At 55.3% G+C, this 26,227-nt stretch carries 25 protein-coding genes and 1 pseudogene; 13 read left to right on the top strand and 13 right to left on the bottom strand.

Annotated elements, in window-relative coordinates; genetic code table 11:
• Positions 1 to 4: 4 nt before the first annotated feature.
• Complete coding sequence (locus tag SIB64_RS06780) at positions 5 to 955, bottom strand: protochlorophyllide reductase (RefSeq protein ID WP_413442923.1); 951 nt, start codon at positions 953 to 955, stop codon at positions 5 to 7.
• Between the two features lie 245 nt (positions 956 to 1,200).
• Between SIB64_RS06780 and SIB64_RS06775 the strand changes: the two genes are divergently transcribed.
• The 5 genes from SIB64_RS06775 (at position 1,201) to SIB64_RS06755 (ending at position 8,599) form a co-directional block, all read left to right on the top strand.
• Positions 1,201 to 1,431, top strand: coding sequence for a hypothetical protein (locus SIB64_RS06775; protein WP_413442485.1), 231 nt, complete (start codon positions 1,201 to 1,203; stop codon positions 1,429 to 1,431).
• Between the two features lie 97 nt (positions 1,432 to 1,528).
• On the top strand, positions 1,529 to 2,539 hold the full coding sequence (locus SIB64_RS06770; RefSeq protein WP_413442484.1) for a cyclic nucleotide-binding domain-containing protein: 1,011 nt from the start codon (positions 1,529 to 1,531) through the stop codon (positions 2,537 to 2,539).
• Positions 2,536 to 5,289 carry an ATP-binding cassette domain-containing protein gene (locus tag SIB64_RS06765; protein ID WP_413442483.1) on the top strand — a complete coding sequence of 918 codons (2,754 nt, stop codon included), beginning with the start codon at positions 2,536 to 2,538 and terminating at the stop codon, positions 5,287 to 5,289. The genes SIB64_RS06770 and SIB64_RS06765 overlap by 4 nt, the downstream gene beginning before the upstream one ends.
• Positions 5,286 to 6,407 carry an HlyD family efflux transporter periplasmic adaptor subunit gene (locus tag SIB64_RS06760; RefSeq protein WP_413442482.1) on the top strand — a complete coding sequence of 374 codons (1,122 nt, stop codon included), beginning with the start codon at positions 5,286 to 5,288 and terminating at the stop codon, positions 6,405 to 6,407. The genes SIB64_RS06765 and SIB64_RS06760 overlap by 4 nt, the downstream gene beginning before the upstream one ends.
• On the top strand, positions 6,407 to 8,599 hold the full coding sequence (locus SIB64_RS06755) for an NHLP family bacteriocin export ABC transporter peptidase/permease/ATPase subunit (protein ID WP_413442481.1): 2,193 nt from the start codon (positions 6,407 to 6,409) through the stop codon (positions 8,597 to 8,599). Before SIB64_RS06760 ends, SIB64_RS06755 begins: the two co-directional genes overlap by 1 nt.
• Positions 8,600 to 8,886: 287 nt before the next feature.
• Here the strand turns inward: SIB64_RS06755 and SIB64_RS06750 are convergent, their stop codons facing one another.
• Together SIB64_RS06750 and psaM are read right to left on the bottom strand one after the other, a co-directional pair.
• On the bottom strand, positions 8,887 to 9,231 hold the full coding sequence (locus SIB64_RS06750; RefSeq protein ID WP_413442480.1) for a hypothetical protein: 345 nt from the start codon (positions 9,229 to 9,231) through the stop codon (positions 8,887 to 8,889).
• A 74-nt stretch (positions 9,232 to 9,305) separates the two neighbouring features.
• A complete protein-coding gene (gene psaM, locus SIB64_RS06745) occupies positions 9,306 to 9,410 on the bottom strand; it encodes a photosystem I reaction center subunit XII (protein WP_413442479.1) in 105 nt (34 codons plus the stop codon).
• A gap of 95 nt (positions 9,411 to 9,505) precedes the next feature.
• Here psaM and SIB64_RS06740 point away from each other — a divergent pair, with 95 nt between their 5' ends.
• Positions 9,506 to 9,994 carry a CRR6 family NdhI maturation factor gene (locus SIB64_RS06740; protein WP_413442478.1) on the top strand — a complete coding sequence of 163 codons (489 nt, stop codon included), beginning with the start codon at positions 9,506 to 9,508 and terminating at the stop codon, positions 9,992 to 9,994.
• On the opposite strand, the gene SIB64_RS06735 is transcribed toward SIB64_RS06740, so the two are convergent.
• Positions 9,979 to 10,743 (bottom strand): sulfite exporter TauE/SafE family protein, encoded by a 765-nt coding sequence (locus SIB64_RS06735; protein WP_413442477.1) that lies wholly within the window; start codon positions 10,741 to 10,743, stop codon positions 9,979 to 9,981. The genes SIB64_RS06740 and SIB64_RS06735 overlap by 16 nt on opposite strands.
• A 27-nt stretch (positions 10,744 to 10,770) precedes the next feature.
• Here SIB64_RS06735 and SIB64_RS06730 point away from each other — a divergent pair, with 27 nt between their 5' ends.
• Positions 10,771 to 11,514, top strand: a complete 744-nt coding sequence (locus SIB64_RS06730; protein ID WP_413442476.1) for a lipoate--protein ligase family protein — start codon at positions 10,771 to 10,773, stop codon at positions 11,512 to 11,514.
• On the opposite strand, the gene SIB64_RS06725 is transcribed toward SIB64_RS06730, so the two are convergent.
• Positions 11,457 to 12,710 (bottom strand): site-2 protease family protein, encoded by a 1,254-nt coding sequence (locus SIB64_RS06725; RefSeq protein WP_413442475.1) that lies wholly within the window; start codon positions 12,708 to 12,710, stop codon positions 11,457 to 11,459. The two genes, SIB64_RS06730 and SIB64_RS06725, sit on opposite strands and share 58 nt — an antisense overlap.
• A 12-nt stretch (positions 12,711 to 12,722) precedes the next feature.
• Between SIB64_RS06725 and SIB64_RS06720 the strand changes: the two genes are divergently transcribed.
• Positions 12,723 to 13,454 carry a phosphoribosylanthranilate isomerase gene (locus SIB64_RS06720; protein ID WP_413442474.1) on the top strand — a complete coding sequence of 244 codons (732 nt, stop codon included), beginning with the start codon at positions 12,723 to 12,725 and terminating at the stop codon, positions 13,452 to 13,454.
• A 94-nt stretch (positions 13,455 to 13,548) separates the two neighbouring features.
• Here SIB64_RS06720 and folE read toward each other — a convergent pair whose 3' ends face one another.
• From folE to SIB64_RS06690, 6 genes are all read right to left on the bottom strand, one after another.
• On the bottom strand, positions 13,549 to 14,322 hold the full coding sequence (folE, locus tag SIB64_RS06715; protein ID WP_413442473.1) for a GTP cyclohydrolase I: 774 nt from the start codon (positions 14,320 to 14,322) through the stop codon (positions 13,549 to 13,551).
• Between the two features lie 9 nt (positions 14,323 to 14,331).
• The gene (locus SIB64_RS06710; protein WP_413442472.1) at positions 14,332 to 15,042 is read right to left on the bottom strand and encodes an SDR family oxidoreductase; all 711 of its coding nucleotides are present in this window, start codon (positions 15,040 to 15,042) and stop codon (positions 14,332 to 14,334) included.
• A gap of 24 nt (positions 15,043 to 15,066) precedes the next feature.
• The gene (locus tag SIB64_RS06705) at positions 15,067 to 16,056 is read right to left on the bottom strand and encodes an acetyl-CoA carboxylase carboxyltransferase subunit alpha (protein WP_413442471.1); all 990 of its coding nucleotides are present in this window, start codon (positions 16,054 to 16,056) and stop codon (positions 15,067 to 15,069) included.
• 32 nt (positions 16,057 to 16,088) lie between these two features.
• A complete protein-coding gene (locus SIB64_RS06700) occupies positions 16,089 to 17,129 on the bottom strand; it encodes a long-chain acyl-[acyl-carrier-protein] reductase (RefSeq protein ID WP_413442922.1) in 1,041 nt (346 codons plus the stop codon).
• Between the two features lie 114 nt (positions 17,130 to 17,243).
• Entirely contained in the window at positions 17,244 to 17,963 is a 720-nt protein-coding gene (locus tag SIB64_RS06695; protein WP_413442470.1) for an aldehyde oxygenase (deformylating), read from the bottom strand.
• 76 nt (positions 17,964 to 18,039) lie between these two features.
• A complete protein-coding gene (locus SIB64_RS06690) occupies positions 18,040 to 18,858 on the bottom strand; it encodes a creatininase family protein (protein ID WP_413442469.1) in 819 nt (272 codons plus the stop codon).
• A gap of 72 nt (positions 18,859 to 18,930) precedes the next feature.
• Here SIB64_RS06690 and SIB64_RS06685 point away from each other — a divergent pair, with 72 nt between their 5' ends.
• Genes SIB64_RS06685 through pgeF form a run of 3 tightly spaced genes read left to right on the top strand, consistent with a single transcriptional unit; the run spans position 18,931 to position 21,894 of the window.
• A complete protein-coding gene (locus SIB64_RS06685) occupies positions 18,931 to 20,187 on the top strand; it encodes a S1 RNA-binding domain-containing protein (protein ID WP_413442468.1) in 1,257 nt (418 codons plus the stop codon).
• Positions 20,184 to 21,050, top strand: a complete 867-nt coding sequence (locus tag SIB64_RS06680) for a Tab2 family RNA-binding protein (RefSeq protein ID WP_413442467.1) — start codon at positions 20,184 to 20,186, stop codon at positions 21,048 to 21,050. The genes SIB64_RS06685 and SIB64_RS06680 overlap by 4 nt, the downstream gene beginning before the upstream one ends.
• 7 nt (positions 21,051 to 21,057) lie before the next feature.
• Positions 21,058 to 21,894, top strand: a complete 837-nt coding sequence (pgeF, locus tag SIB64_RS06675) for a peptidoglycan editing factor PgeF (protein WP_413442466.1) — start codon at positions 21,058 to 21,060, stop codon at positions 21,892 to 21,894.
• Between the two features lie 34 nt (positions 21,895 to 21,928).
• Here the strand turns inward: pgeF and SIB64_RS06670 are convergent.
• Positions 21,929 to 22,186, bottom strand: a pseudogene (locus tag SIB64_RS06670) (hypothetical protein); the annotation flags it as partial.
• Between the two features lie 568 nt (positions 22,187 to 22,754).
• Between SIB64_RS06670 and SIB64_RS06665 the strand changes: the two are divergent.
• Positions 22,755 to 23,051 carry a cupin domain-containing protein gene (locus SIB64_RS06665; protein WP_413442465.1) on the top strand — a complete coding sequence of 99 codons (297 nt, stop codon included), beginning with the start codon at positions 22,755 to 22,757 and terminating at the stop codon, positions 23,049 to 23,051.
• A 44-nt stretch (positions 23,052 to 23,095) separates the two neighbouring features.
• The gene (locus SIB64_RS06660; protein WP_413442464.1) at positions 23,096 to 24,499 is read left to right on the top strand and encodes a flavin monoamine oxidase family protein; all 1,404 of its coding nucleotides are present in this window, start codon (positions 23,096 to 23,098) and stop codon (positions 24,497 to 24,499) included.
• A 26-nt stretch (positions 24,500 to 24,525) separates the two neighbouring features.
• Here SIB64_RS06660 and SIB64_RS06655 read toward each other — a convergent pair whose 3' ends face one another.
• On the bottom strand, positions 24,526 to 26,193 hold the full coding sequence (locus SIB64_RS06655; RefSeq protein ID WP_413442921.1) for an NAD(P)/FAD-dependent oxidoreductase: 1,668 nt from the start codon (positions 26,191 to 26,193) through the stop codon (positions 24,526 to 24,528).
• Between the last annotated feature and the right edge of the window lie 34 nt (positions 26,194 to 26,227).

The following is a 26,227-nucleotide window of genomic DNA, read 5'->3' as shown; positions in this document are numbered from 1 at the left end:
TGCATCACAGACCGACGAGGGTCATCGACAAGTCCCAGACGCGGTGCGCCGTGTCTGGATCAGTGGCCTTATCCGACAGTTCCTGGCTGAACTGCTCGCCTTCTTTGTTCTGACGGTTCCCCCAACTCCAGTGCACGCCTGATTCTGAAAAATCCGGATCGGCCACGACTTGCGCCACCCGTTCTCCCGCAAGGGCCTGGGTGACGTATCCGCCCGTGATGTTTTTCTGGAACCAAGGAAAAATCTTCTGAAATGCCCTTGGTGTATTCCGGAACAGGGGCGTGTCAGCAACACATCCGGGATAGAGAGATGTGAACACAATTCCTGTTTCGCTGTGAAGCCGACGATGCAACTCCTGTGTGGTGATCATGTTGCACAGCTTGCTGTCTTTGTAAGCCTTACCGGGCTTGAAGCGCCGACCGCTGGCCATGGAGACCGGAGCCTTGAAGCCCGCCTTAAATCCGGACAGATCGCCGAGATCTGCAGGAGCTGGAATCGGAATCTTGCCTCCCAGTTCCTTCGAATTCGCCGTCACCGTGCCGAGAATCACCACTCGCCTGGAAGGATGGCTGGAGGCCTTGATCCGATCCAAGAGCAGATGAACCAACAGAAAATGACCAAAGTGGTTAGTGGCCATCGAATTTTCATATCCCTGGGGTGAACGCTCTGGTTGTTTGAGCTTTGGCTTATAAACCGCGGCATTGCACACCAGTGCGTCAATTGGATCCGAAAGGCTCTCCACAGCCCTTCGCACACTGTTGAGATCGCCAAGATCCATCAACACGTTGCGTAAACGCTGCTTTGGGATGTCCAGAGCATCCGCTGCGGCGGCGGCACGCTGAGGGCTCCGATTCGCCGTAATCACCGTCCAGCCCTGGGCAACCAATGCCCTGGTGGCGTTCAAACCGACGCCGGAAGTGGTACCGGTGATCAGAACGGTTCCAGGGGTTGCCATCAGGCGGAACAGGGCAAGATGAACCTCAGTCTGCCCGGCGAAGCGCAAACCACTACGACGGAAGACATCAAATGCTGCACGCCAGCCACCGCATGCAAACTCCAGGGCGGCTGCATCAAGACAGCTGCATCCAGCCAATCAACAGCAGCAGACGAAGTAATGACAGGCCCAGAGCGATGAAGCCAAAGAATCAAAATCAAGATCACAAAGACCCGCTCTAAATCAAAACCGCTTCGACCCTTGATTTGAAACCAGAAACAACAGAGCATGGTCAAACAAAACAAAACTTGCTTAAAAAATTTTCCATTCGTCAGCAGCAAGCCACAACATCTGCTCCCACAAACAAGAATCCGCCTCCAAGCGACGACCATTCAAGGCAACTACCTCAACAAAATAACAAACCACTCATCCAAACAAACGACCAAATCGATGCATTAATGCAGCAAATAACAGACCTGATTCTCAATAAGCCGTGAAGCCACTGCTCGCCATCAGCTGCGTTTACATCCAAGCCGGCATGACTAACCTGATGAAAGAGATGGCGCACTGAATGTTCACCGCCGCACCGCGTCCATGAGCACCTTCAACCTTTTTGAACGGTGCACAGCGGAGCTGGTCTCCCAACTTCGTGAACTTGGCAACGAATCAATTGAAGACAGGGGAACTTGTTTACTCCGCGAGGGCATCGCCAGCGATCAGCTGTTCATTGTCATTGATGGAGAACTTGGCGTCGTAACGCAATCAGCACGCAAGAGCAGCGAGGAACTGTCCACGCTCACGCAAGGTGCCCTTGCTGGGGAAATGAGCTGGCTGGAGAAACGTCCGCCCGTCGCCACTGTTGAGGTGCATTCCCGATCAACGCTTCTATCGATTCCCCGAGCAAAACTTGACGAGAAAGTAAAGAATGAACCGGGCTTTGCAAGCCAGTTTTATCGCTTAATTGCAGAAAAATTAGCCCTACAAATCAAGGAACAAAATACTTGGATTCATCGGTTCAACCAGGATATTGGCGCCATCGAACCTCTCAGGAAAATTCTTATTCTGTTTGCAGGCCTTGATGAACGCGACGTCCATCGCCTCGCAAATCTTGGGCAACGTCATCGCCTGTCTCCAGGTGACATTCTTCTCAGAGATAACGATCCAGTTCCATCGCTGTACATCGTGATGGCTGGCGAAGCAGACATCTCTGTCTCCATTGCGGGCAAAGATCAACCCGTGGGTAGTTCAAGACGAGGCGAAGTCCTGGGAGAAATGACATTTCTTCTCCCAGAACAACACAAGGCCTCAGCCAGTATTCAAGCCAGATCAGGATTGGATCTTCTCGCGATTGACAGACTCCAATTAACCCAGATGCTCGACTCAGACCCTGGTCTGTCTTCCCGCTTCTACCGAGGCCTTGCCTGCATGTTGTCGCAAAGAAGTCGAGATCAATTGCAAAGCCATCAACTGGCAGACCTGAGTCGTCAAGCAGAAACCGAACTTGATCAACTCGATCTAGAGCAACTGGAAGGAGCAAGTCGTGCAGCCCGTTACTTCGACTGGTTGTGCCACCAGGCACGAGATCGTCAGGAATTTACGTCATGAAAATTCCTGCTGGCAGCTGTGAAACGTGGCCTAAACAGGCTTTTCGAATCTCTCAAGGGGAGTTGTTACTTGTTACCAAGGGCGCCAATGACTTTGCTTTCTTTCGCTTGGAGCGAAGCATTGTCTTTCCAGGGTTTCCCAAGCTTGAAGACAACGAGATCCAGCTCTATCTGAGCGCAATCGACGATTGTCTGATTGAACTCGTCAACGAACGTAAAACGCTAACTCTCGATCAAAGTAGGTTCATCGACGAAGAGGGCCGTCGCTGGCTGGAGGAACGTCTCCGCAAACAGCAGCAGCCATCCGATGGTGCGCTCCCAACCAGCGCCGACTTGCAGAAGCGCCTGCTCCAGTTGCATCTCGACGCTCAGAGACGAGTCGATCACCAACTGAAGGTGCATCAACATCTTGATGACGGCAGTGAAGCGCGTTTGTTCCGTGCGATGGAATCCGTCGATCAAGCCGTTGATCCGGGGTCAGCCAATGCTGGGGTTGTCATTCGTGATGTCGGCAGTGAAGACCCCTTGATTCGTTGTCTAGGTCTGCTGCGCCCTACGCAGACGCCCCCCTTGCCTCCACGCAATCCGGATGCCAACCCAAGGCGGCGATTGCAGCAATTGCTCGAACGCACCGATCTCTTCGGCCGAGATGTTTTGATCGACGCGCAGTCCTTGAAACAGGACTGCGGTGATCTAATTGGCTTTCTCCAGGATGCGCAGGATTCACCGCTTGTGCTCAAGTCCACTAGCCAGGGCTACCTGGTCTGGGCTCCGTCGCGAATGGGCCAGGCCTTGCCTTTGGAGGATTGCCAAGAGGTTCTCGAGGAGCTGAATCCACGCATGGTCGCTCTCAGTCCAGCGTTCCAAACAAAGGACCTGAGCACCATTGGCCTGCTTCGCTTCGCCTATGGCACGCCGAAAAACACTGCGGCTTTTGTCGTCGGCGGCCTGCTTCTGGGAGTGGTGATCGGCTTCCTCCTTGCAATTGGTCGTGACGTGGGAGCAGCACGTTGGATTTTCGGACTCGGAATTACCGGCGTACTTGCAGGAACAAGCCTTGGATTGCTGAGTGGTGGATTGCGCCTTGGCGTTGGCGTAATGCTGCTGTCGACCGTGCTGTCGCTGCTCACACCCACGTTCAACACCGTTATCACCAATCAGGCATTGCCAGATCGGGATTTCAACCTGTTGATCCAAATCAGCATCGTGTTGATCGCCGCCGGCATCACACGGGTGTGCATGGAGTGGGTTCAAAGTCGGGCCGTGCAATTGAGCCAGCAACGTGGGGCCGTGCGCTCGCAACTGGCAGCCATCCATCGTTTGTTGCGCCTTCCAACCGAATTTTTTCGATTGCGAAGCATCGGTGATCTGCAGCTGCGTTTTTCAGCCATCGAAGAGCTACGAGAAGAGATTCAGACCCTTCTGGAGGGTGGACTTCTACGCCTCGTTCTCACAAGCCTTTATATCCTTTTCATGCTGCGGATCAGCGTCAAACTCACAGCGCTCGCCCTTGTTGTGGCTGGTTTGATTTTGATTCCCACAGCTGTGATTGGGCTGCAATCACGGCCGCTGCAACGCCGGCAAGAAGAAGTGGAAGCGGATGCACAAAGTCGCAATTTGGAATTACTTGCTTCCGTTTCCAAGTTGCGTTTAGCAGGGGCAGAAGTAGCGGCCGCGCGTTGGTGGGGCGAAAAGTTCCAACGCATCGTTTCACTCGAAAATGCCCTCGATATCAAGGAAGCGAATGCATCGCTACTCCAGAATGTGATGCCCAACCTGGGCAACCTTCTCATTTACATCGTGATCACACGATTGATCGCGGAGGCGGCCAACTCGCCCAATCTCAATGCCCCCAATGTCGGCCAACTGCTTGGTTTTTTCTCAGCCTTCGGTACCTTCATCGGAGCAACTGCTGGCTTTGCGGGTTTGCTGATCGGCGCCTTCGACATGCCTGTCATTTATGAACGCGCTCGACCGATCCTGGATGCAACTCCTGAAGCAACAGATGTTCTCGAGGAAGCCAGTCAACTTGAAGGCAATATCCGATTGGACCGCATCAGCTATCGCTACGCCCCCGACCTACCCCTTGTTCTCGATCATGTGAGTCTTGAGGCCAAAGCCCAGCAGTTTTTGGCAATCGTCGGACCATCAGGGTCTGGGAAGTCAACGATTGTGCGCATGTTGCTTGGATTTGCAGCTCCACAAAACGGCGAAATTCGATTTGACGGTCAACCGTTAAATGGTCTCCGCCTCGACAGTGTTCGTCGCCAGATCGGAACGGTTCTGCAGAACAACACGCTCTTCAGCGGCACATTGATTGAAGCGATTGCCGGTGGCAGTGTGATCGATGAAGACATGGCATGGCATGCAGCAGAACTGGCTGGACTGGCCGATGAAATCCGCTCAATGCCCATGGGGCTTCAAACCGTCGTGACGGAAGGAGGCGGAACGCTGTCCGGCGGACAGCGTCAAAGGGTGGCCATTGCAAGAGCGCTCGTGCGAAACCCCAGGATCCTGATCTTTGATGAAGCTACCAGTGCATTGGACAACCGCAGCCAAGCCATCGTCACCCAAAGTCTCGACAACTTGGCGATCACACGCATCGTGATCGCCCACAGGCTCAGCACGATTAAGAACGCTGATCAAATCGTCGTCCTTGCGAATGGACAAGTGGAAGAGCAAGGAACATGCGACACCTTAATGGGCAATCGAGGGCTGTTTTTCCAGATGATGGAGCGTCAGATCACATGAGCATTTTTCGTCAATCTGCACTCGACGCGCTCAGCAGCCCGGAGAAGCTTGACCAGCCGTTGCAGTTACTCAGACCCAGTCAATGGTTGCTGTTGTTGTCACTCGGAGGTTTCTGTACGGCCATCCTGATCTGGTCCATCTGTGGACGCCTTCCTGTACGAATCGACGGACGCGGTGTTCTGGTGCGGAAAAATAGCCTCACACAGGTTCAAAGCGAAATCAATGGTCAAGTGCAATCGTTATCCGTTCAGGTTGGCGATTGCGTAGAGCAAGGTCAACAAATGGCCCGCGTTGATCCTGTTCGACAAGAAACAGAACAAGATCAAGCCAAGATCCGGCTTCAGCAATTAATCAGCCAGGACAAGCAAGAAGACGAGCTTGGGGAGATCCGACTCGATCAATTAGAGGATGAAATCACACGCATCAAAGGGTTGGCGACCATCGGGGCCCTCTCCCTTGATGACATCAACCGGCGCAATAAAGAATTGAGCAGCTTGAAGGACAATCTCACCTCTCGTAACAGCCAACGGGAACGTGAAATCACGATGTTGAAGACTCGCATTCGCTCGCTGGGACAGGAAATCGCCCGGACAGCCACGATTCGGGCTCCGCTCAATGGTTGTGTCATTGACCGCAGCGTGAATCAGGGCGAAGTGGTGCAATCAGGGAGCACAATGTTTTTGTTGGATACTCAGCCAAATTCCACAAAACTCGACAGCTTGGCGTTTTTTCGTGCTGGAGATGGGAAACGCCTGAGCCCTGGCCAACACGTGCGCATCACGCCCGACAGCGCTAAACAACAACGGCATGGCGGCATTGAGGGAACAGTGCTTGCGATCCGGAATCTTCCCGTCACCGAACAAGCTCTTGTGAAACGTCTTGGCCAAAAGTCGCTCCTTGATTCTGTTCGAGCGAATACCCAAGGTGCCTTGATCGAAGTGGTCACCACACTTGAACGTGATCCATCCACGGTGAGTGGTTTCAACTGGGGGGGTGGCCCAGGACCTGATCTGAAGCTCACAGCAGGGACCCCAACCGCGGTCAGGGTTTTGGTGGAGGAACGAAGGCCAATCAGCTACGTGATTCCAATCCTTCGCGATCTAACAGGGATCTACTGATGTGGGGGCATCACGGATACGGGCTGAAGGGCCTGTTCAGTCGAAGGGTTTCGACACCGACCCTGTTGCAGATGGAGAACACCGAATGTGGTGCTGCATCCCTCGGAATCATTCTTCAGTATTACGGCCGCTATGTGCCACTGGTGCAGCTTCGGGAGCTATGCGGTGTCTCACGTGATGGGAGTGATGCCGCCACGTTGATCCTGGCGGCGCGAAGCCTCGGGATGACAGCGAAAGGATTTAAAAAAGGATTGACAGCGCTGGCCAAACTCAAACCGCCTGCCATCCTCTTCTGGGATTTCAATCATTTTCTGGTTTTTGAAGGATTTGTCGGTGATCGTGTTGCCCTGAATGATCCTGCGTTAGGGCCGCGCACGGTCAGCCTTGAAGAATTTGATTACAGCTACACAGGCATTGTTCTCACTTTTGAACCCGGTCCCGACTTCGAACGGGGGGGAAAGGCACCGTCGGTTTGGCCAATTGTGTTCCGTCGACTCATGACCGAACCGGGTGGAGCACTGTTCATTCTTTTGGCTGGCCTACTGCTAATTCTGCCGCAACTGGTCATGCCCGTGTTCGCCCAGATCTACCTGGATGAAGTGATCGGGAACACGATGGATCATTGGCTCAAACCGATGCTCTGGGCGATGGCGATGACCATCGGGGCCCAAGTGCTTCTTCAGCACCTTCAACTGGTGGGAACCCGCAGCTTGGAGAAACGCCTAACACGCCGATTTGCAATCGGCTTCGAACAACAGGTTTTATCCTTACCAGATCGCTTTTACAGCCAACGTCACGTGGCTGATATCGCGGGGCGTATGGACATCAATTCAATGGTAGCGGAATTCATTGGTGGCCAGCTAATACCAACCACGACGGGATTAGTTTTACTCGTCTTTTATCTTATCCTCACTTTTCTCTACAGCCCATGGCTAGGATTATTAATCCTAAGCACAACAGCGGTCAATGCAATTGTTGTCCAGCTGAATCTACGTGTGCAGAGAGATGGCAACCTGGCCATTGAAAAAGATTCAGCCAAAAGCAGCGCTGTATTAATTGGCGCGATTCAGGAAATTGAAACAATCAAAGCATCGGCCATCGAAAACGACGTCTTCCGTCGCTATGCAGGGTTTCAAAGCCGTCTTCTCAATACCCTTCAAGATCTTCAACTACGGGATGCACGCCTTCGGTTGATTCCCACCGCGATGACCACACTGAATGAGGTGGCCATTCTGTTGCTGGGCTTCCTGCTTGTGATCAAAGGACAGTTAACGCTTGGGATGTTACTGGCTGCCCAGACAATCGCTTTCAGTTTGAAATCGAAGATCGAGGAAGTCATCAGTTTTTTCCAAGAACTTCCCTCCTTCGAGGCCGGGGTTCTCCGGCTTGAGGACGTGTTGGAACAACCACGTGATCCACTTCTAGCCAGTGGCGTTTCCAAAGGAAGTCAATTAGGACTGACGCGCTTAAGCGGCAGCATTGAGGTCAATGATCTGCAGTTTGGGTTCAGTCCGTTTCAGCCGCCGTTATTCGATAGTTTTTCACTCAGCGTGCAACCTGGCATGCGAATCGCACTCGTTGGTGGCAGCGGCAGTGGCAAGAGCACTCTTGCCCGACTGATTGCAGGGCTAATTCAACCGTTGGAGGGAGACATCCGTTTCGACAACATCAAGTTGCTTGATGTTCCCCGTGATGTGATGGTCAATTCACTCGCAATGGTTCAGCAAGACATTGATCTCTACGGCTGCAGTGTTCGAGACAATCTCAGGCTGTGGAACACAACCATTCCCGACGCCGATCTTCTCGAGGCCTGCCGTGATGCGGAGATTCTTGATGTGATCAAAGCCCTTCCAGAAGGATTTGACACGATGCTCTCTGAAGGTGGTCGTAATCTCTCTGGCGGTCAGCGCCAACGCTTGGAAATTGCACGGGCCTTGATCCAGAATCCAAGCATCCTCATCCTGGATGAAGCCACCTCAGCCCTGGACGCGCAAACAGAACAGCAGGTGATTTCAAATCTCAATTTGCGTGGATGCACCCAGGTCATCGTGGCCCATCGACTCAGTACGATTCGCGATGCCGATCTCATCCTTGTGCTGGAGAAGGGTCGTGTTATCCAACGGGGAAAACACGACACGATGATGGCGGACAAAGACAGCCCCTATGCACAACTACTCGCTGAGGTTCGATGAGTCGCCAGCACCCAAAAGTAAGCATTGAGGACTGAGCATTCGAATAAAGCTTCAGCTTCAATCTCTAACAAAACAATCAATCCAATGAGAATTAAAACCAATCAGCTCAAAAAAGCTTATACCTATCAAAATAAAACACTAAAACTATAAATTAGACTCCATTCTCAAGACAATGCAAAAGCAGCAATTTTCCAGAATTGATCACTACTTCTGTTACACCTGTTGAATCTTTCCCCCCTCAATCATCATCACAAGGGAGATCTTGATGGCAAGGCCATCTCAATTTTCTAACGCCAAATGATCCTCAGCCGATTGGGTGCGATCCATTGATCCTGCTCACTCATCAATCGCTGATCACCACCGATGCTGAACAAATGATCAAACCGCTGCTGAAGGGTATTGAGCTTGGCTGTTTCCACCGTCACCACCGCATCAATCTCTCCATGGCGCTCAAGTCGCTCCTGATAAGCAATGGAAAGGCGCACGATGCTGACGCAACCAAGCATCACCAGGCCCAGCTTGACGGCCAAAGCCATAACGCTGCATTGCAACTCTCGACGGTCGGTCTGCTCCTGGATCGATGCCGCCAACGTGGCGGCATCGACGACCGGTCGTTGCGTTGAAAAAGCCATGGACGAGGCCGACTGAACGACAAGGCTGACCGCTTGTAGCTCAGTGAACCTTCTCTGCCAAGGGCTCCGGCTGATCAGGCTTCGTAGAGGCTGATGGACAGGCGAAGGGCGAGAACCGCAGCATGGGCGGCCACCACAAGTGCAATGAAAATCTCAGGGGCGGAAAGAGCGGTGTCCATGGAGGCTGTTCCTGTGAATCGGTCCCATTCTTCTTCAAGGGGCTGCTAACACGCCATCATTCGCAAAGGCCTGTCACACCAACACCAGCCCGTCCATGGACCCGGTTCTGATCACCGCCGCGGCCATCCGCCATCTCGATCTCACTCCACTGGATGGCGTCAGCCAGCTGCCCATGGGTGAACTGATGGAGCGCGGCCCCGTCCTGCAGCTGCAATTCGACTGGCCTCGAGAGGCCGAAGACCCACGCGAACTCGCGGAATGCCCCGAACCACGACTCTGGTCTTTGCGGGCTGATGCTCGGTTTCCCTGGTTACCGCTTGTTCTGGAGCGTGATCAGGGCAGTCTGATCCGCCATGTGGCCATGGTGGTTCCCCACAGCTTCAACCGTGGCGAGGGTCTCCGCTTCGAGCCTCAGGCCCTAGAACTTTGGATCACGCATCGGTTGATGTCTCTCGATGACTTCTACAGAGCGGAAGACATACCAATGCGCGGCAAGCTCTCTCAAATGGCTGCTGCCCTCGGTTACGAGCTGGATATGAACTTCTGGGGTCTGCTCGACAGCAATGTTCAGAACAGAAGCTGAACAGCCCGCCGGCTGCTGTCGATCGCCAGAACGATCGCCAGGCCTCGCAGCAGACGCACCAGGACAACCGCATCGAAATCATCAAGACGACTGGCCGTCCAACGGGCCGCTAAAGCCGCCACTCCGCCGAGCAGAAGACCCATCAAAGGCTCACCCCGCCCTTCATGGACAAACTGCAAGGAAGCCGCCGTTGCCGAGCAAAAGACCGCCACAGTGCTCAACCGCACAGCCGGATGAATGGGGACCGCCATCGGTCCGTTCATTAGGGGAACCATCACCAAACCACCGCCAAGGCCCAGCATCCCTGCACTCCATCCCGCGATGCAGCCCACGCCCGCCAGCAGTGGGGCTTTGTCGTCGACATCGGTCTCAGCATTTTCATCATCAGGTTTCACACGAACAGAACAGGCCAGAACGACGTACATGGCCGTCTGCATCGCGAGCAAAACCCAACCCGAAACAAGGCCCGCCAATCCACCGAACAACAAGGCTGAAGCAAACGCTGCCAGAGCAATCGCGAGGCCGGAGCGCACCGGGAGCTTGCCACTGCGCAAATGGGTGATCGATCCAGCCAAGGCGGTGGGAACAATGGCAAAACTGCTAGTGGCAAGGGCCTGATGCGGAGGGAGATCCAGCCAGAGCAGCAAAGGCGCAAAAATTAAACCGCCGCCGATCCCGAGCAACCCCGCCAGCCCCCCCGCGAAGAGGCCAAGTGCGACCAAAACAAGGATCTCCCACCAAGGCAACACGTCATCCCATCGATTCTCAGCACCAGCATGACGAGAGACGCTCCATCAGCACGGCTGCTTCCATTCTTGGTCGCGGATGGGCATCACCAGATGGCACTGGATGCATTTTTGCTTCAGCACAGTGGTGAGCAGCCAACCCTGCGCTTTTACCGCTGGACAGGGCCCTGGCTCTCGCTTGGTCGCCACCAGCAGAACATTCCAAACCACTGGTTCGAACTTGAGCAGGCGGGTCGGCTCTCACTTGTGCGTCGGCCCAGCGGCGGCGGTGCCGTTTTGCATGACGGTGGTCTCACCTATGCGCTGATCTGGCCAGGGGCCCCCCGCCGGCGACGTCAGGCCTATCGGGAGGCCTGTCAGTGGCTGATCGAAGCATTTCGTTCACTGGGTGATGAGCTGAAACTTGGGGATGAGGCCGTGGAACGGAACATCAGTCATTGCTTCGCTCACTCAACCGCAGCAGACCTCGTTGATCAGAACGGGATCAAACGCATCGGCAGCGCTCAGCGTTGGCAACAGGGACACCTGCTGCAGCATGGGGAAATCATCCTGGATCCACCGGATGATCTTTGGTGGGATGTATTTGGAGACAAAGCACCTCCACCAGCCCCCAGACAAATCCCGCGAGAAGGGTTGGGAGAGATTCTGTTCGGAGCGCTTCGCCAACAGTGGGACGGGCTTCAGTGGCGTGAAACACCCCTCAGTTCCAAGGAATCTCAAGCTTTGGAGCGATCGATCTCCGACTCGCCGCTCTGCATGCTTTCGACAACCTGAGGAAGCATGATCAAGCCGAGGGGGTAAGTGTTCTGCTTTCGGGCGTCATCAAGGATCTGAGCAGGCAGGTTCACACCCAATTTCCTCATAACAGCTTCCCCTAGATCCACACGGTCGATGGTGCCGGATGGAAGGCCAGCAGGACTGAAGACCAGCAATCGGCCCTGAGGTGACTGCTCCAAAGCCTGAACCGCCTGCCAGAGCGGCAAACGATCCGGAATGGACGGCAACTCATCCAGTGGACGAAGGTGATCGTCAAGGGTTTGACGATCCCATTGCTGCACTGGAAGATCGCGGAGTGGTTGATCATCAATCCAGCCCACCCAACGACCGGAGCGACAGACCAGAACCCAATCGGTTCCACTCTGACCCTCACCATCCTGCAGCCGCAGCTGGCTGAGACGGCGCAGGGGTTGATTCGCTTCGAGAACTCTGAAACGCCGGCTCGCAGCATCGGAGACATGCAAGTCGCGAAGCACTTTCTGCAAAACGAGCATCTGGGTCTGTCCGCGGTTGGCCCCCAATCCGAACCACCCCAGCAACATCAACCAAAGTCCACCACCACTCTTGACGATCAAAAACGAATAGAGACCCAGAACAATCGCCGTGATCGCGAGGGCTCTGCCTGAGGCTGTCGCCACCTGAATGCCGCGGCTGCGACTACCGGTTGCCTGCCAGACCAGCGCTTTAAGAATCAGGCCTCCATCGAGCGGCAACCCTGGCAGCAGATTGAACAACGCCAGAACAAGATTGATTCCACCAAGCTGGGTGAGTAAATCCGCCAAGAGCGGACTTTGCGACGTCGTCTGCGGTGCTGCGATCAGGAGCACGCCAGCAATCAGAAGACTCACCAAAGGTCCAGCTGCCGCTACCCGCAGCGCCCCCATGGCGGTATCGCATTCCTTTTCAACACTCGCGACACCACCCATCAAGAACAGGGTGATACTGCGAACTTTGACGCCCTCACGGATCGCCACCAACGAGTGCCCCAGTTCGTGAAGCAACACCGAAACGAACAACAACACTGCGGTGAGCAGCCCGATCGACCAGGTCACAACAGCAGCCTGGCCAGCACCTGCACCGGTTTCAACGCGTCCCTGAAACATCACCGTCGTGAGCGCAAGGATCACAAACCAACTGGGGTGAATGCGAAGGGGAATCCCCCGAATTTTCAGCAGCTGCCAGCCTTCGCCCACCACGTCAAAAAAATGGTGTCGCCACTGCGACTGTTCATCGCTGATCCTAGAGAGATCCGCTCCGAATTCTTGGGCGAAAACCGATCCATCCCTGCCCTAAAAATCTGCGGCCTTACAGACGCTGACCAAGCCATAGCGATCGCAGCGATGGGTGTGCAGGCCATTGGCGTGATTGGAGTGGCCGCCACTCCGCGTTTTCTCGAGAGACGTCGTCGGTGTGAGCTCTTCGAAAGCCTCAGCCAACGTTATCCCGACGTGGCCAGGGTCTTTGTTGTTGCCGATGCGGACAACGGGGTTCTGGATCAAGCCCTTTCAGCGGCTGGTGCACCGACCGTGATCCAACTGCATGGATCCGAATCGCCAAAGCGTTGTTCTGAACTCAGGCAACGCCATCCAGAAGTGAAGTGGTGGAAAGCACTGCGGATTCGCAACGAAGAGGATCTGGCATTACTAAATCGCTATGGGCACTGCACTGATGGGTTGCTTCTGGATGCCTGGAGTCCGGATCAACTGGGGGGGACCGGTCATCGACTGCCACTTGAGTGGCTCGCGGAAACGAAACCCACCTGTTCATGGTGGCTGGCCGGGGGGATCAGCGCCGAATGGATCCCCGAACTGCTCAACCGGGTTAGTCCTGATGGTCTTGATGCATCAAGCCGACTGGAAAGCGCTCCAGGCGTGAAGGATCTCAGCAAAGTGCAAGCTTTGGTTAAAGCTGTTCAGAACAATCCACCGTCACGTTGAAACCCTCACTGACGAAAGGTATTTCCCTGACCCAAGACGAAGTGTCCAGGATTGAAACGTCGGTGCGTTTCAATCCTGACGAACGACCACCCAATCAGGAACTCAGTAAGGCTTCCTGTTGACGCACAAGCTCAAAGAACTCCTGCTTCAAGCTTGGATCGTGACGGAAATCGCCCCTAACCACCGAATTCACCATGCTGGTTTGTGGCTCCCTGACTCCACGCCACTTCATGCAGTAGTGCTGAGCTTTAACGATGATCCCTAAACCCTGAGGCTCACAGAGTTTCTCGATTTCATCAGCGAGAATCATTACCGCTTCTTCCTGAATGTGGGGGCGGGAGAAGACCCAATCCGCTACACGCGTGAATTTTGAGAGGCCAATGACACGTGAACCTGGCTTAATCCCGATCCAACAGTTGCCCATGATCGGAACGAGGTGGTGCGAACAGGCGGAACGGACTGTGATCGGTCCAACGGTGTAAATCTCATCGAGGCGCTTCACATTGGGGAAGCTGGCAACTTTGGGCTGCCGGTGATAACGGCCTTTGAACACCTCATGGAGATACATCCGCGAAACACGCTCAGCTGTTTCGTGGGTGTTGTGGTCGTTGTCGATATCGATCACCAGACTTCTCAAAAGGTCACGTACCTTGTCGGCGACTTCCACTTCCAGATCCGCTAACTCACCAGGCTCGAGGTAGTCAGAGATGTTGTCGTTGGCCAGAAAAGAAACTCCTTCCTGTCTCAACCGCTCACGAATCCGAGCTGAAACGGTGGAGTCAAGAATTGATCCATTGGTCTTGGAATAGCCATTGCCGTTGCCGTTGGTGGCAGCGCCATTGGAGACGAAAGGGACGGTAGAGGTCATGGGGAGTCTTCAGAAGGCGCCGGTAGCCGGCATCAGGGTGAAATCTTCGATCACCTGGTTGGTGGGTTGCTCTGCCAAATGAACCAGGGCATTCGCCACCTGATCGGTGGAGAGCATGGCATGACGGTCGAAATCACTTTGTACGGTTTTTTCGTCCCAGAGCGACGAATCAACCGAACCAAGCGTGAGGGTGCAGGCCCGGATCCCATTCGGGCGCTCTTCCTCGGCGAGGCAGCGGGTGAAACGCTCAAGCGCTGCCTTGGTGACGCAGTAGGCGCCCCACTGCGGAAAGGCGTTGCGGGCTGCATGACTGCTGACATTGATCACAAGACCACCTGCAGCACGCATGGTCGGCACGACTGCTGAGCAGACCTGCATCACACTGGTGAGATTGAGCTGGAGAATCCACAGCCAGGTGTCGAGCGGCATCTCGAGCAGCTCACCGGTGTAAGCGGCGCCTGCGTTATTCACCAGAACCGATGGAATCTGGCCGCGGCTAGTAAGGGATTCAAGCCCAGGAGCGATGGTCTGAGATTCCGTGAAATCGATGGATTCAACCTCAACGGAATGGCCGTCCTGTTGACGGAGTTCTGCCGCGAGAGATTGAAGCTGGTCTCGGTTGCGTGCTGTTAGCAACAGATCCCAGCCCCGTGACGAGAAGACCTCAGCGGCCCGTCGTCCGATCCCACGGCTTGCTCCAGTGATTAGGGCAGTTGGCAAACGCCGTTAGCAAACCCTCACACCTTAAGCAGCGCATTCAGCATTGTGTGACTCCTTTTCAAGAAAACGCCCCATCGCCCTGAATTTGCGGTAACGGGAATCCCTTAGCTCTTGCTCAGACAGCGCCAGCAATGCGTCGAGATGGCGTTCCAGGGCCGCTCGGAGCGTCTGCCCTGCCTCAAGAGGTGCCCAGTTATTTCCGCCGGAAGGCTCCGGCAGCACTTCATCCACCACTTTCAGCTCGAGCAGATCCCGGCCAGTGATCCGCAGGGCCGCAGCCGCTTCAGGAGCCTTTGCTGCATCACGCCAGAGGATCGAGGCACAGGCCTCAGGGCTGGCAACGGTGTAAACACTGTGTTCAAACATCAGCAGGCGATCAGCCACCCCAATCCCCAGTGCTCCCCCGGAACCGCCTTCTCCGATGACTGTGGCAATCACAGGAACCCGCAACCGGAACATCTCCCGCAAGTTGACCGCAATGGCCTCACCTTGCCCCTGTTCTTCGGCCTGAAGACCGGCATAGGCCCCAGGGGTGTCGATGAAGCTGATGATCGGCAAGCGGAAACGATCGGCGTGGTCCATCAACCGCATGGCCTTCCGGTAGCCCCCAGGCGTGGCCATTCCGAAATTGCGGGCCACGTTCTCCTTGGTGTCGCGACCCTTCTGGTGACCGATCAGCATCACCGGTCGATCTCCCAGTCGTCCGACGCCACCCACAAGCGCTTGGTCGTCGTTACCGCGGCGATCTCCATGCAGTTCAATCCAGTCGTCACAGAACATCTGGATGTAATCCAGGGTGCTGGGGCGATGCGGATGACGGGCGACTTGAATCTTCTGTGCTGGAGACAGCGCCTGAAAAATCTCCTGCCGGCGGCGTTCAGCCAAGGTTTCCAGTTGCTGAAGCTGCTGGCTCACATCAACTTCGGAATCCCTTGCCAACTGCCGGATCTGATCAATCTGCTGCTCCAGTTCAACCAGGGGCTTCTCAAACTCGAGCAGGGGACGACGCGGCATGAGAGGAAAGGTGAGGGACAGAGGCAGCGAACTCAGGCCGCAGCGACGTGCAGCCGGGGTTGAAGGTTGAGGGTGGAGAAACCATGCCGAACTGAGGCTTCACCGATGAAATCCATCTTTTCGAGCGTGATGTTGTTGCGCCCCCAACTGAAATTGGTGTGGCACTTCTCGAACTCGAGCAACATCGCTTCAGCAAAACAGGCAAACATCTGCCGCTGAGGTTTATCCATCTCAGCAATTTCCATCATCGACCAGCCGATATCCCGGCAGAACTCAACGATGCCGCCCTTCAGCACATGAATTCCTCCTCCAGCAACCTTGGAGTCGAGATTCTTTGGATATCCCCCATCAATCATCAGACAAGGATTGCGAAGGCTCTCCTGATCGATCTGGAGGGTACGAGGCATGCTTGCCACCCAAACCACGACATCTGCCTCGGGCAGGGCCTCCTCAAGCGTAAGGATCCTGCCACCGCCGAGTTCAGCCTGTAGATCAAGAAGTGGCTGCTGCTGACGGGCCACCAGGAGGAGCTCGCCGACGCCAGTGCGTGAGGCCAACCAACGGCACACCGCGCTGCCGATGTCTCCGGTGGCGCCAACGACAGCAACCTTGGCTTTCGCGAGGTCGATGCCGAGGGTTGGAGCGTTGTTTTCAACCTGACGGCAAATCACCCATGCCGTATGGGTATTTCCTGTGGTGAACCGCTCCCAGGCCAGGGTCGTACTGCGCACTGTCTGGTGCTGGAGCAGATTGAAATTTTCGAAAATGATGGATGTGAAACCACCCAGTGCGGTGATGTTGATGCCCTTTTTCTGAGCCAACTCCATCGCATTCAGCACCTTGCGCCGCGCCGTCTTGAAACGACTCAGCATCTCCGGCACGAAGCAGGAATCGATGTAGGCCCCAGAAATGGTGGTTCCCACTGGGCTGGTGACTTCCACATGCTCAACGAGCTGAGGGGGAGCACTGCACCACACATCGAGGTCTCCGTCCGCGATGTGATCGAAACCAAGCTCGAGCGCCTTTCGACGTGCAGCCTCAAAACTCGTGGAATGTCCGATCAGACCAAACATGTAGCGCCGTGAACGTTCCTTGGGATCAATCCCGATCGCCCATACTCCCACGAGGTCGGGCACGAAGAACACGTGCCCATTGCGGAACCGGCCAACGGCAAGGGCTGATCAGGATCAGAACGCCAAAGCAGCAGCAGCCATCCTGGCCTTCTCGCGAGGCGAGAAACCAATTTCATCGAGCGCTTCCTGGTAAGCAATCAGGAAATCCTCGATCAAATCTTCCTTTTCCATGTGGAGAACAGCCGCGTCGGAGGCGACTTCTTCAAGCATGGAGCGAATCAGTGGAAGATTCGCCTTGTTGGCGGCAAACAGCTCTTCCTTGCTGGCTTCGAAATTGGCTTTCAGCCATTCCTGGCCGTAGTTGAGGTGGGTGTATTCGTCTTTGACGACGCCTTCAGTGATCTTGCGGGCAAAGGGGTCTGCGACAGGGATATAGATGTGATAGGCCGAAATCGCGAATGCTTCGATCAGCAGAGCTTGAATAAGAAGGCAGGTGACCACCTTGCCTTCCTTCAGAGCGGTCTGAAAGTTGCCGTGGAGCGGACTGAAAAACTTCCTGGCGAAATCCATGTCGGCCTGAACCCCCAGATTGCGGCCACAGGAGGTGAACCCCTTCATGTGCTTCATCTCCATCCGAGCAAGCCTGGTGAGCTCATCCGCCTGCTCGGGTATCAATGTGCCGAGGGAAATGTAATTGTCGTGGGCTTCCTTTTCGCCTTCAATCACGATGGCGTTGATCCTGCTGTAAGCGTCCTTGTAAGCCTCGGTGGTGAAATCAGGCAGTGCGTCCTTGCCCTCCATGACGGCTGCTTGAGGCGCGTTGAGGGTCGTCATAGAAGGCCGCTAACCATATTCAGTGGTTCAGAGAATAACCAGCACAGCCTGTTTCTAGAAGATTGGGGTTCTCAGTTCAGGACGCAGAGGGACTCGAACGCGGTGGCCAATCGCTGTCCAGGAGAGCCTCCAGCAAGCCATGCCAGTGCTCAACAAGTTTCTCCTTGAGGGATTCACCCAGTGCAGATGAAGCATCGCGACTGTCACCGATGACACCACTGACACTGAGATCCGCCGTCAACCAGGCGCATGGAGCGGCTCCCTCCAGACTCCATCCCGGCGGTGGCGCCGCCCACCCTCCTGACGAAGCCATGCCCTCCACCGGTCGCTCGTCACCAACCAATTCCGGTGCAAGGTGAAGCATGAGGCTTGTCTCCGCCTGACCTGCATGCAGCCCCTGCTCGATCTCAACGGCGGGAAGAAGCGTGGAGAGGCCCGGGACGCCACTCCACAGGAAACAGGGCAGAACCGCCAGTGACGGACATCGACGGCGCAACTGCCGGGCCGCCACCTGAAGCAGGGCGATCTGTCCACCATGGGCGTTGAACAGCAGCAGGCGACGGAATCCCATCCCTGCCACTTGAGCACCAATGGATTCCACAATTTGAATCAGCAATTCCGGCGGAAGGCTGAGCGTGCCAGGGAAATCGCTGTGCTCAGGCGAATAGCCCAGGTTTTGAACCGGGAGCCGCCAGATCGGATCGTCCTTGCTCAAACGAGTGAGCACTGCATCGAGAATGCGATCTGCAAACAATGCATCGGTAATCAATGGCAGATGGGGGCCGTGCTGCTCGCAAGCCCCGAACGGCCAGATCAACGTTGCACCGTCGCACTGAGCAGCGGCCTTGACCTGTGGATGCTGCAGACACTCCAGCCGGCGTTGAGGACAATCCATCGACACTCCGTCGCAGCGTGGAAAGTCTCGCCTTCCCTGTCAGACTTGATCAATCGATGAGCCCGATCGTCCATGGCCTCAGCCGGCAGCCAGCAGCCCAACAGGCCGAAAGCACAACCTCCTGCCGGCAATGCCAGCCGCAAGCCTCTGCAGGTCATGCAGATCAACCGCCGCGAAGAACAGGATCAGCTGAGACGACAAGCAGAGGAAGCGAGGGCAGCTGCTGAAGCAGCGGCTGAAAAAGCACGACAACTCGAAGAAGCCGCTGGACTGACGCCACCGGCGCGACCAGCAGAGTCAGGGCCTCCTAAAACTTCCAGCGATGACGAACGGTTCGGCATCGGTGACATGGAAGGGATGACCATGGCCGATCTGCTGGGAGCCGAAGACCGAAAACCAGCCCGCCGGGATCAGACCAAAACGGCCTCCCGCAGCGTCGACGATTTTGATTTTGACGAAGAGGCTTTCCTCGCGGCTCTCGACGAGAACGCCCCGGTCGGCACCACTGGCGAAGTCATTCAAGGCAAGGTGATTGGCTTGGAAAGCGATGGGGTCTACATCGACATCGGGGGGAAGGCGCCCGGTTTTATGCCGAAAAGCGAGGCTGGGCTTGGAGTTATTACAAATTTTCGAGAGCGCTTCCCGAAAGATCTCGAGGTGGAGGTTCTGGTCACCCGTGAACAGAACGCCGATGGAATGGTCACCGTGAGCTGTCGGGCTCTGGCGCTGCGCAAGAGCTGGGACAAGGTCAAGGAGATGGAAAAGAAAGGGCTTGTTGTGCAGGTGATCGTCAATGGCTTCAACCGTGGCGGCGTCACCTGCGACCTGGAGGGCCTGCGTGGATTCATTCCACGCTCACAGCTTCAGGAGGGTGATAACCACCAGGAGCTGGTGAGCAAAACCCTCGGTGTCGCTTTTCTGGAGGTCAATCCAGAAACCCGGAAACTGGTGCTGTCTCAGAAGCGCGCCGCCCTCGCCGCCCGCTTCCAGGAACTGGAAGTTGGCCAGCTGGTGGAGGGGCAGGTGGTGTCCGTGAAGCCTTACGGACTGTTCGTCGATCTCGGTGGCGTCAGTGGTCTGCTGCACCAATCGATGATCACCAATGGCAGCCTGCGTTCCATTCGTGAGGTGTTTGACAATGGTGATCGCGTCAAAGCGCTGATCACCGAACTCGATCCCGGTCGGGGTCGTATCGGCCTCAACACAGCTCTCTTGGAAGGGCCGCCGGGAGAATTGCTTGTCGAAAAGGACAAGGTGATGGCAGAAGCTGAGGACAGGGCCAGCCGTGCACAGAGCGTGCTGAAGCAACAGGAACAGTCCGCCGGATGACCGGTGCGGACTGGGAGCTGGACTTCTATTCCAGACCGATACTCGAATCCGACGGGCGCAAACGCTGGGAACTGTTGATCACCACAACTCCGTCGACAGACGGACGAGCAGATCCCTTTCGTTTCGCCAGATGCTGCCCCTCCAGCGACGTCAACTCCATCTGGTTGGCAGCTGCACTGCGTGAGGCGATGGACACAGCGGAAGACGGCGGGTGGGGACGACCGCGGCGCCTGCGCTGCTGGCGAAGCTCGATGCGGACGATGGTGCAAAGGGCCGCATCGGAACTGGAGCTGGAAATGATTTCCAGCCGCCGGACTTATGCCCTGCTGGACTGGCTCATGCAGCGGGAACAAGAGGTTTACCCCAAAGAGGAAGGATTCATGGCTGGTCCCCTGGCTCCACCTCCTGCTGCCATCCCCACCCCTCCCATCCCACTACCCGAGGCGGTGCAGGGCGACGCCTGGACCTGGGCTGCCTTACCGCTTGGACTGTTGCGTGAGGCAAATGGATGGCCCATGGATTTCAGCGCCCTGATCCCCCTCCCGGAATCAATCAACGATGACGCCCTCGTGCCTGGGTTGCGCTTGTTCAGCAAAACGCGAGCTCTGGCCTTGTCGGGATGGCTGGGGGGGCTCGAACCCGTGCGCCTGATGATTGAAGGGCGTCAACTCGTGCTGGAAGCAGGACAGGACGATCGGTGGCTGGTCAGTGATCTTGAAACCGCCGTTGCTGAAGAGATTGATCAAGCGCTCGCCGGAACACGCGACGGTGCAAAGGGTCTTCAGTTCATCGCTGTCCAAACAGGTCCTGAGGAGCAGTCCTTCGCCGGTTTCTGGATGATGCGCGACATCCCAATGCCGTAGCTGGCCCGTGAGCCTCATCGACCCCTTCAAGCGGCCCGACAAGGACTTCAATGCTCTGGAGGGCTGGACATGGGTGGGGTGTTATGGCGGCTATTACCTGCAGGCCAACTTGTTGAGCGACCAGGGCTTCGAGCACGGGTTCTTCACCCGTCTCTGGCAGGGACGGGGACCTGATGAACTCGCGGGATACATCAGTGCCGGTATCAGCGTGCACCGTCCACAGCAGATCCATAGCAGCATTGTCCTGGAGGCCAGCGAGGCCAGCTCCGAGCCCTGGCCGGATGGTGATGGGCTGGTGAGCGACCGGGGCGGTCAGAGCCTCTGGGTGTGTGGTGCTGACTGCACACCGGTGCTGATCGCTGATCCAGCCACAGGTCACGCAGCTGCGTGCCATGCCGGATGGCGGGGGGTTGCGGCTCGAATCCTGCCGGAAGCGATTCAGAAACTGGAAGCCCGCGGCGCGAGCCGCAACGGTTTACTGGCTGCGCTCGGCCCAGCGGTAAGTGGAAGCAATTACCAGGTGGGGCAGGAGGTGGTGAAGGCTATTGGAAAAAGCCTCCAAACCCAGGGCAGCGATCAAGACCTCACCCTTGAGCGATTGAAAACATGCGGCGCCCTCCGGCACGATGACGAGCCAGGGAAATACCGCCTGGACATTCGCTCTGCAGCCGTTGAGCAGCTTGTGGGTGAGGGATTGGAGCCTGCTGGGATTGCCCACTGTCCGCTCTGCACGATCGAGGAGGAACACCTGTTTCATTCCTGGCGTCGTGATCAGGTGAAAGCAGTGCAGTGGAGCGGAATTGTGGGCCAAGCCGCTACACAGAGCACGCAAAGGCCAGGCTGACCTCCATCAACAGCGACCACCCGAATCCTTGACATCAACAGAAATGAGCCGCGAGACGCCACCCAAAACGCTCTAGATCGCAATCAACATTGGGTCTCACAACCACATCCTGAAGCGAAAACGTAGGGACGGCCTGCATTGCCAGATATCTGTAATTGACATGCATAGGGAAAAACAAATCATCGACACTACGACCCTCCATCAGGTATTCGCTTGGATCTCCAAATGCACCACTGGGCGCATCGAAAGTCAATGAGAACATGTATTTGCGCCCATGCAGACCACCTTTAGTTCCGTAATTTTTCTCTGGGTTGGTGCGTTAACGACCAGAACCCACCTAGAGCTTTTCATAACCGTCAAGGGTATAGATAAGGTCGATATAGCGTTTAAAACTCCAAGGGAAACCCATCCAGTTAACTGGAAACTAGATTAGCAGGCAATCGCATCAAGGATGCTTTTTAATTTCTTCATCAGAATTCCATGGTTCTGCTCAATGAGTTGTTGTTCGGACATTGAAGCCATGACTAACAAAATAATCATTAATTTTCTCAAACAATGAACGTTTTAGGCGTCCTGGAGAATAAGAGTCAAACCCAGGCACATGAGAATTAATCAGAAACACATTGGCCATCTTTGATACCCGTCAAGATTGGAGTACTAGCTCAAAAAATAATAGACTTCACATGATTTACTGAGTAATAATAGCGCTCAGAATACAATTTGATTCGCAAAGAAAACTATGATCCGAAGCAAATACTGTATAAGCTGATACACCACCCCATCTGTGGGATCAGCAGCATTCATTATTATAAACCGTACAGATGCGTCTTAACCCTCAGGTTGAACTAACCCCATCCAGCATGGTTCCACTCGAAGCATTTACGACCAGCGATCACACTGAAAGTGAATATGTCTACTACCAATCAGAAGACGAAAAAACAATCTGCGGCGTCTGGAAGTGCGCACCATGCCTCGAAGAAGAACCCTGGCCTGTCGAAGAGCTGATGACAGTCATTTCTGGTGCCGTTAATGTCACTTACAAAAACAATGGCACAACTGAAACTTACACAGCAGGCGACAGCTTCTACCTTCCCAAGGGTGAAGACGTGATCTGGGAAATAACAGAAACGCTCACAAAGTATTTCATGAGAGGGTGAGCAATCTCACCAAAACAATAAAAAAAATCTCGCTTCATTGAATCATGACCAAAGTCGATATCACCATAGTTGGGGCGGGACTCTCTGGCATGATCGCTGCCAGGGAAGCCAAGAGAAAGGGCTATAGCGTCAAAGTGCTCGAGGCCCGGGGCCGTGTTGGCGGCCGGATGTTCAATCAAATCACCCCCAGCGGTGGAATTATTGACCTCGGAGGACAGTGGGGTGGACATACTCATCACCGCTTAGAACAATTGACTGACGAGCTAGGTCTACAACGACATCCAAGCTTTTATGACGGTAAGGGTATATTTGTTTGGGATGGTGAAAAGTCAATAGCTGATATCAGCATTATGCCAGGAGAAGTCGAATCTATTGGCTTTTTTATCGCAAGCGGTTTGAACATAAACGCCGAAGAGAAAATCTCTGCGATTAATTTGTGGAACAAACTAATAGCTATCAGTGAGACCATTAGTCCAAATCAACCTTGGCTAGCCCCTAATGCAGAAATTTTAGATACAACAACTGTTTCGCACTGGCTCGAGCAAAACAACGGGTCTCGCCTCGCTCAATGGCTCTTTGCCTACAATTGCACCGGCGGAACTGGAACAGGAGGGTATGAACCCTTTGAATCCTCTGTTTTACATCTTGCTTTAGGCCAGAACGTTGCGCCGCAAAGTGGTGGCGGAGAGGAATGGCTAATCACGAAGGGAGCGGGAGAGGTTGCAAAATTACTTGGCGAAGAAATGGAAGAGGATATAGTATTGTCTGCTCCAGTTCAGGAAATTACTCAAACTGGTGAAAATCTTGAAGTTTTTTATGGATATGGCACAAACAAATCGATTTCCTCAAATGCAGTTATCGTAGCAATTCCTCCAGTATTACGCCAAAAAATAACCTTCAATCCTGGTCTTGAAAGCGAATACCGGCAATTTATTCAACGTTCGCCGATGGGTACAAAATTTAAAATTTTAGCAGTTTACAAAGATGCTTTTTGGAGAGAACAGGGATTCTGTGGGGCAGGCCAAGGGAACTTAAAATTTCTTGAACAAACTGCAGATAGCGGCCCTCCAGAAACAAATCCGGGAATATTGGCTTCATTTGTTTCTGGACATCGAGCTTCTCTGCTGAATCGTCTCCCAGAGGCAGAACAGCGACGATTGATCGTTGAAGATCTTGTTCGGTACTGGGGGCCAAAGGCTGCCGAACCCCTCGATCTTGTTGTTCAGCGCTGGATCGATGAACAGTGGACCACCGGTGGCTACACCGCTTTCCGCACGACGGGAGCATGGACTGGATTCGGCACCACCTGGCAACAACCCCACGGCAGGATTTTCTGGGCTGGCACGGAAGAATCCACACGCTGGCCTGGTTATTTCGAAGGGGCCATTGAAGCGGGCATTCAGGCCGTTGAGCGCGCTGCAGCCAGCTTGGATGGAGGCAACGGCTGAGACTCCTGAACGGCACGCCGTTCCAATTAGAAGCTCCCGGGTTTGACCAACAGAAGTTGCCGAGCCACCGCTTCAGCAGCGCGGATGCCATCAATTCCAGCCGAAAGAATCCCGCCTGCGTAACCGGCTCCCTCACCAGCGGGGATCAAACCCCGGGTATTGAGGGATTCCATTTGCAGATCCCGTGGAATGCGAACCGGTGAGGACGTGCGCGTTTCAACTCCTGTCAGGACAGCATCGGGATGGTCGTAACCCGGCAAACGTTTGGCAAACGCCGGCAACGCTTCTCGCAAAGCAGCAATCAAGGGGTCCGGTAAGGCCTGCGCTAGATCAGCAGGGGCAACACCGGGCTGATACGACGCCTCAATCTCGCCGAGATGGGTGGAAGGCCGCTGCGCCAGAAAATCCTCCAAGCGCTGGGCAGGCGCTGCGTACGTTTCCCCGCCCAACAGAAAAGCGCGCTGTTCTAAATCCCTCTGCAGGGCAACGCCGGCTAGAGGATCTCCCGGACAACGTTCATAGGGAGCAAGGTCCTCTGGCTCCAAAGTCACCACCAACCCACTGTTGGCATTGCGTTCGTTACGGGAATGTTGACTCATCCCGTTGGTGACCACCCGTCCCTCCTCAGACGTCGCTCCCACGACAAAACCGCCTGGACACATGCAAAAGCTGTAAACACACCGCCCATTGCTGGCGTGGTGCACCAGCTTGTACTCAGCCGCACCAAGGCGCGGATGCCCGGCCATGTCCCCCCAGCGCGCCTGATCAATCAAAGGCTGTGGATGCTCGATACGAACCCCCACGGAAAACGACTTGGGTTCCAGTTGCACGCCCACGTCTTCGAGCATGGCGAAGCAGTCACGGGCGGAATGACCGGGAGCCAGCACAAGGTGGCGACAGTCGATGCGGTGCCCGTCCGCCAATTCCACACCGACAACCTGAAACGGTTTCTCGCCGTCGGAAGGTTGAAGCAACAGACGATCCATCCTGGAGCCAAAACGGACCTCACCCCCCAGCGCTTCGATCCGGGCGCGTAGACCGCGAACCACCGTCGCCAGCTTGAACGTACCGATATGGGGCCGGTGCAGCGTGAGGATGTCATCGCTGGCACCACTGGCCACCAGCTCCTCGAGCACCTTGCGGCCGTAGTGCTCCGGATCGCTCACCTGGCTGTAGAGCTTGCCATCAGAGAACGTGCCGGCCCCGCCCTCGCCGAACTGGGCGTTTGATTCAGGATCAAACCGCAACCGGCGCTTCCAAAACCCGAAGGTCTGCAGGGTGCGTTGCTTCACCGCCTGGCCCCGCTCCAGCAGCAGCGGCTGAAATCCCATCTGAGCCAGCAGCAACGCAGCGAAATAGCCGCAGGGACCTGCTCCCACAACCACCGGGCGATCTTCAGATCTGGCAGGGAATGAGGGCAGGGCGCGCCCCACAGGCCTGTAGCGGGTGTTGGGTGCCGAGCGAACGCGACCACTGCTGCCATGGCGGCGCAGCAAGGCGGCTTCACCTTTGACAGCAACGTCAACGCTGTAGGTGAGCTGGATGCGATCACGCCGGCGCGCATCGATGCTGCGCTTCACAAGCTGCCAGCTCAGAAGCCGGTCAGGAGCAATCCGTAGACGACGCAGAACCGCCTGTTGCAGCTCCTCATCGCTGTGATCGAGGGGCAGCTTGAGCTCGCTCAATCGCAGCATCACCCGCCAGGCCTCTGCTCCTTATTCGACCAGA

The organism is Synechococcus sp. MIT S1220, assembly GCF_047303025.1.
Taxonomy (GTDB): domain Bacteria; phylum Cyanobacteriota; class Cyanobacteriia; order PCC-6307; family Cyanobiaceae; genus Parasynechococcus.
The sequence above is the reverse complement of the archived record's forward strand: the minus strand, read 5'-3'. Positions and strand labels throughout refer to the sequence as shown.

Coding starts and splice junctions, on each gene's coding strand:
- SIB64_RS06780 (WP_413442923.1), bottom strand. CDS start 955: ATGGCAACCCCTGGAACCGTTCTGATCACCGGTACCACTTCCGGCGTC.
- SIB64_RS06770 (WP_413442484.1), top strand. CDS start 1,529: ATGAGCACCTTCAACCTTTTTGAACGGTGCACAGCGGAGCTGGTCTCC.
- SIB64_RS06765 (WP_413442483.1), top strand. CDS start 2,536: ATGAAAATTCCTGCTGGCAGCTGTGAAACGTGGCCTAAACAGGCTTTT.
- SIB64_RS06760 (WP_413442482.1), top strand. CDS start 5,286: ATGAGCATTTTTCGTCAATCTGCACTCGACGCGCTCAGCAGCCCGGAG.
- SIB64_RS06755 (WP_413442481.1), top strand. CDS start 6,407: ATGTGGGGGCATCACGGATACGGGCTGAAGGGCCTGTTCAGTCGAAGG.
- SIB64_RS06750 (WP_413442480.1), bottom strand. CDS start 9,231: ATGGCTTTTTCAACGCAACGACCGGTCGTCGATGCCGCCACGTTGGCG.
- psaM (WP_413442479.1), bottom strand. CDS start 9,410: ATGGACACCGCTCTTTCCGCCCCTGAGATTTTCATTGCACTTGTGGTG.
- SIB64_RS06740 (WP_413442478.1), top strand. CDS start 9,506: ATGGACCCGGTTCTGATCACCGCCGCGGCCATCCGCCATCTCGATCTC.
- SIB64_RS06730 (WP_413442476.1), top strand. CDS start 10,771: ATGACGAGAGACGCTCCATCAGCACGGCTGCTTCCATTCTTGGTCGCG.
- SIB64_RS06720 (WP_413442474.1), top strand. CDS start 12,723: ATGGTGTCGCCACTGCGACTGTTCATCGCTGATCCTAGAGAGATCCGC.
- folE (WP_413442473.1), bottom strand. CDS start 14,322: ATGACCTCTACCGTCCCTTTCGTCTCCAATGGCGCTGCCACCAACGGC.
- SIB64_RS06705 (WP_413442471.1), bottom strand. CDS start 16,056: ATGCCGCGTCGTCCCCTGCTCGAGTTTGAGAAGCCCCTGGTTGAACTG.
- SIB64_RS06700 (WP_413442922.1), bottom strand. CDS start 17,129: ATGTTTGGTCTGATCGGACATTCCACGAGTTTTGAGGCTGCACGTCGA.
- SIB64_RS06695 (WP_413442470.1), bottom strand. CDS start 17,963: ATGACGACCCTCAACGCGCCTCAAGCAGCCGTCATGGAGGGCAAGGAC.
- SIB64_RS06690 (WP_413442469.1), bottom strand. CDS start 18,858: ATGGATTGTCCTCAACGCCGGCTGGAGTGTCTGCAGCATCCACAGGTC.
- SIB64_RS06685 (WP_413442468.1), top strand. CDS start 18,931: ATGGCCTCAGCCGGCAGCCAGCAGCCCAACAGGCCGAAAGCACAACCT.
- SIB64_RS06680 (WP_413442467.1), top strand. CDS start 20,184: ATGACCGGTGCGGACTGGGAGCTGGACTTCTATTCCAGACCGATACTC.
- SIB64_RS06665 (WP_413442465.1), top strand. CDS start 22,755: ATGGTTCCACTCGAAGCATTTACGACCAGCGATCACACTGAAAGTGAA.
- SIB64_RS06660 (WP_413442464.1), top strand. CDS start 23,096: ATGACCAAAGTCGATATCACCATAGTTGGGGCGGGACTCTCTGGCATG.
- SIB64_RS06655 (WP_413442921.1), bottom strand. CDS start 26,193: ATGCTGCGATTGAGCGAGCTCAAGCTGCCCCTCGATCACAGCGATGAG.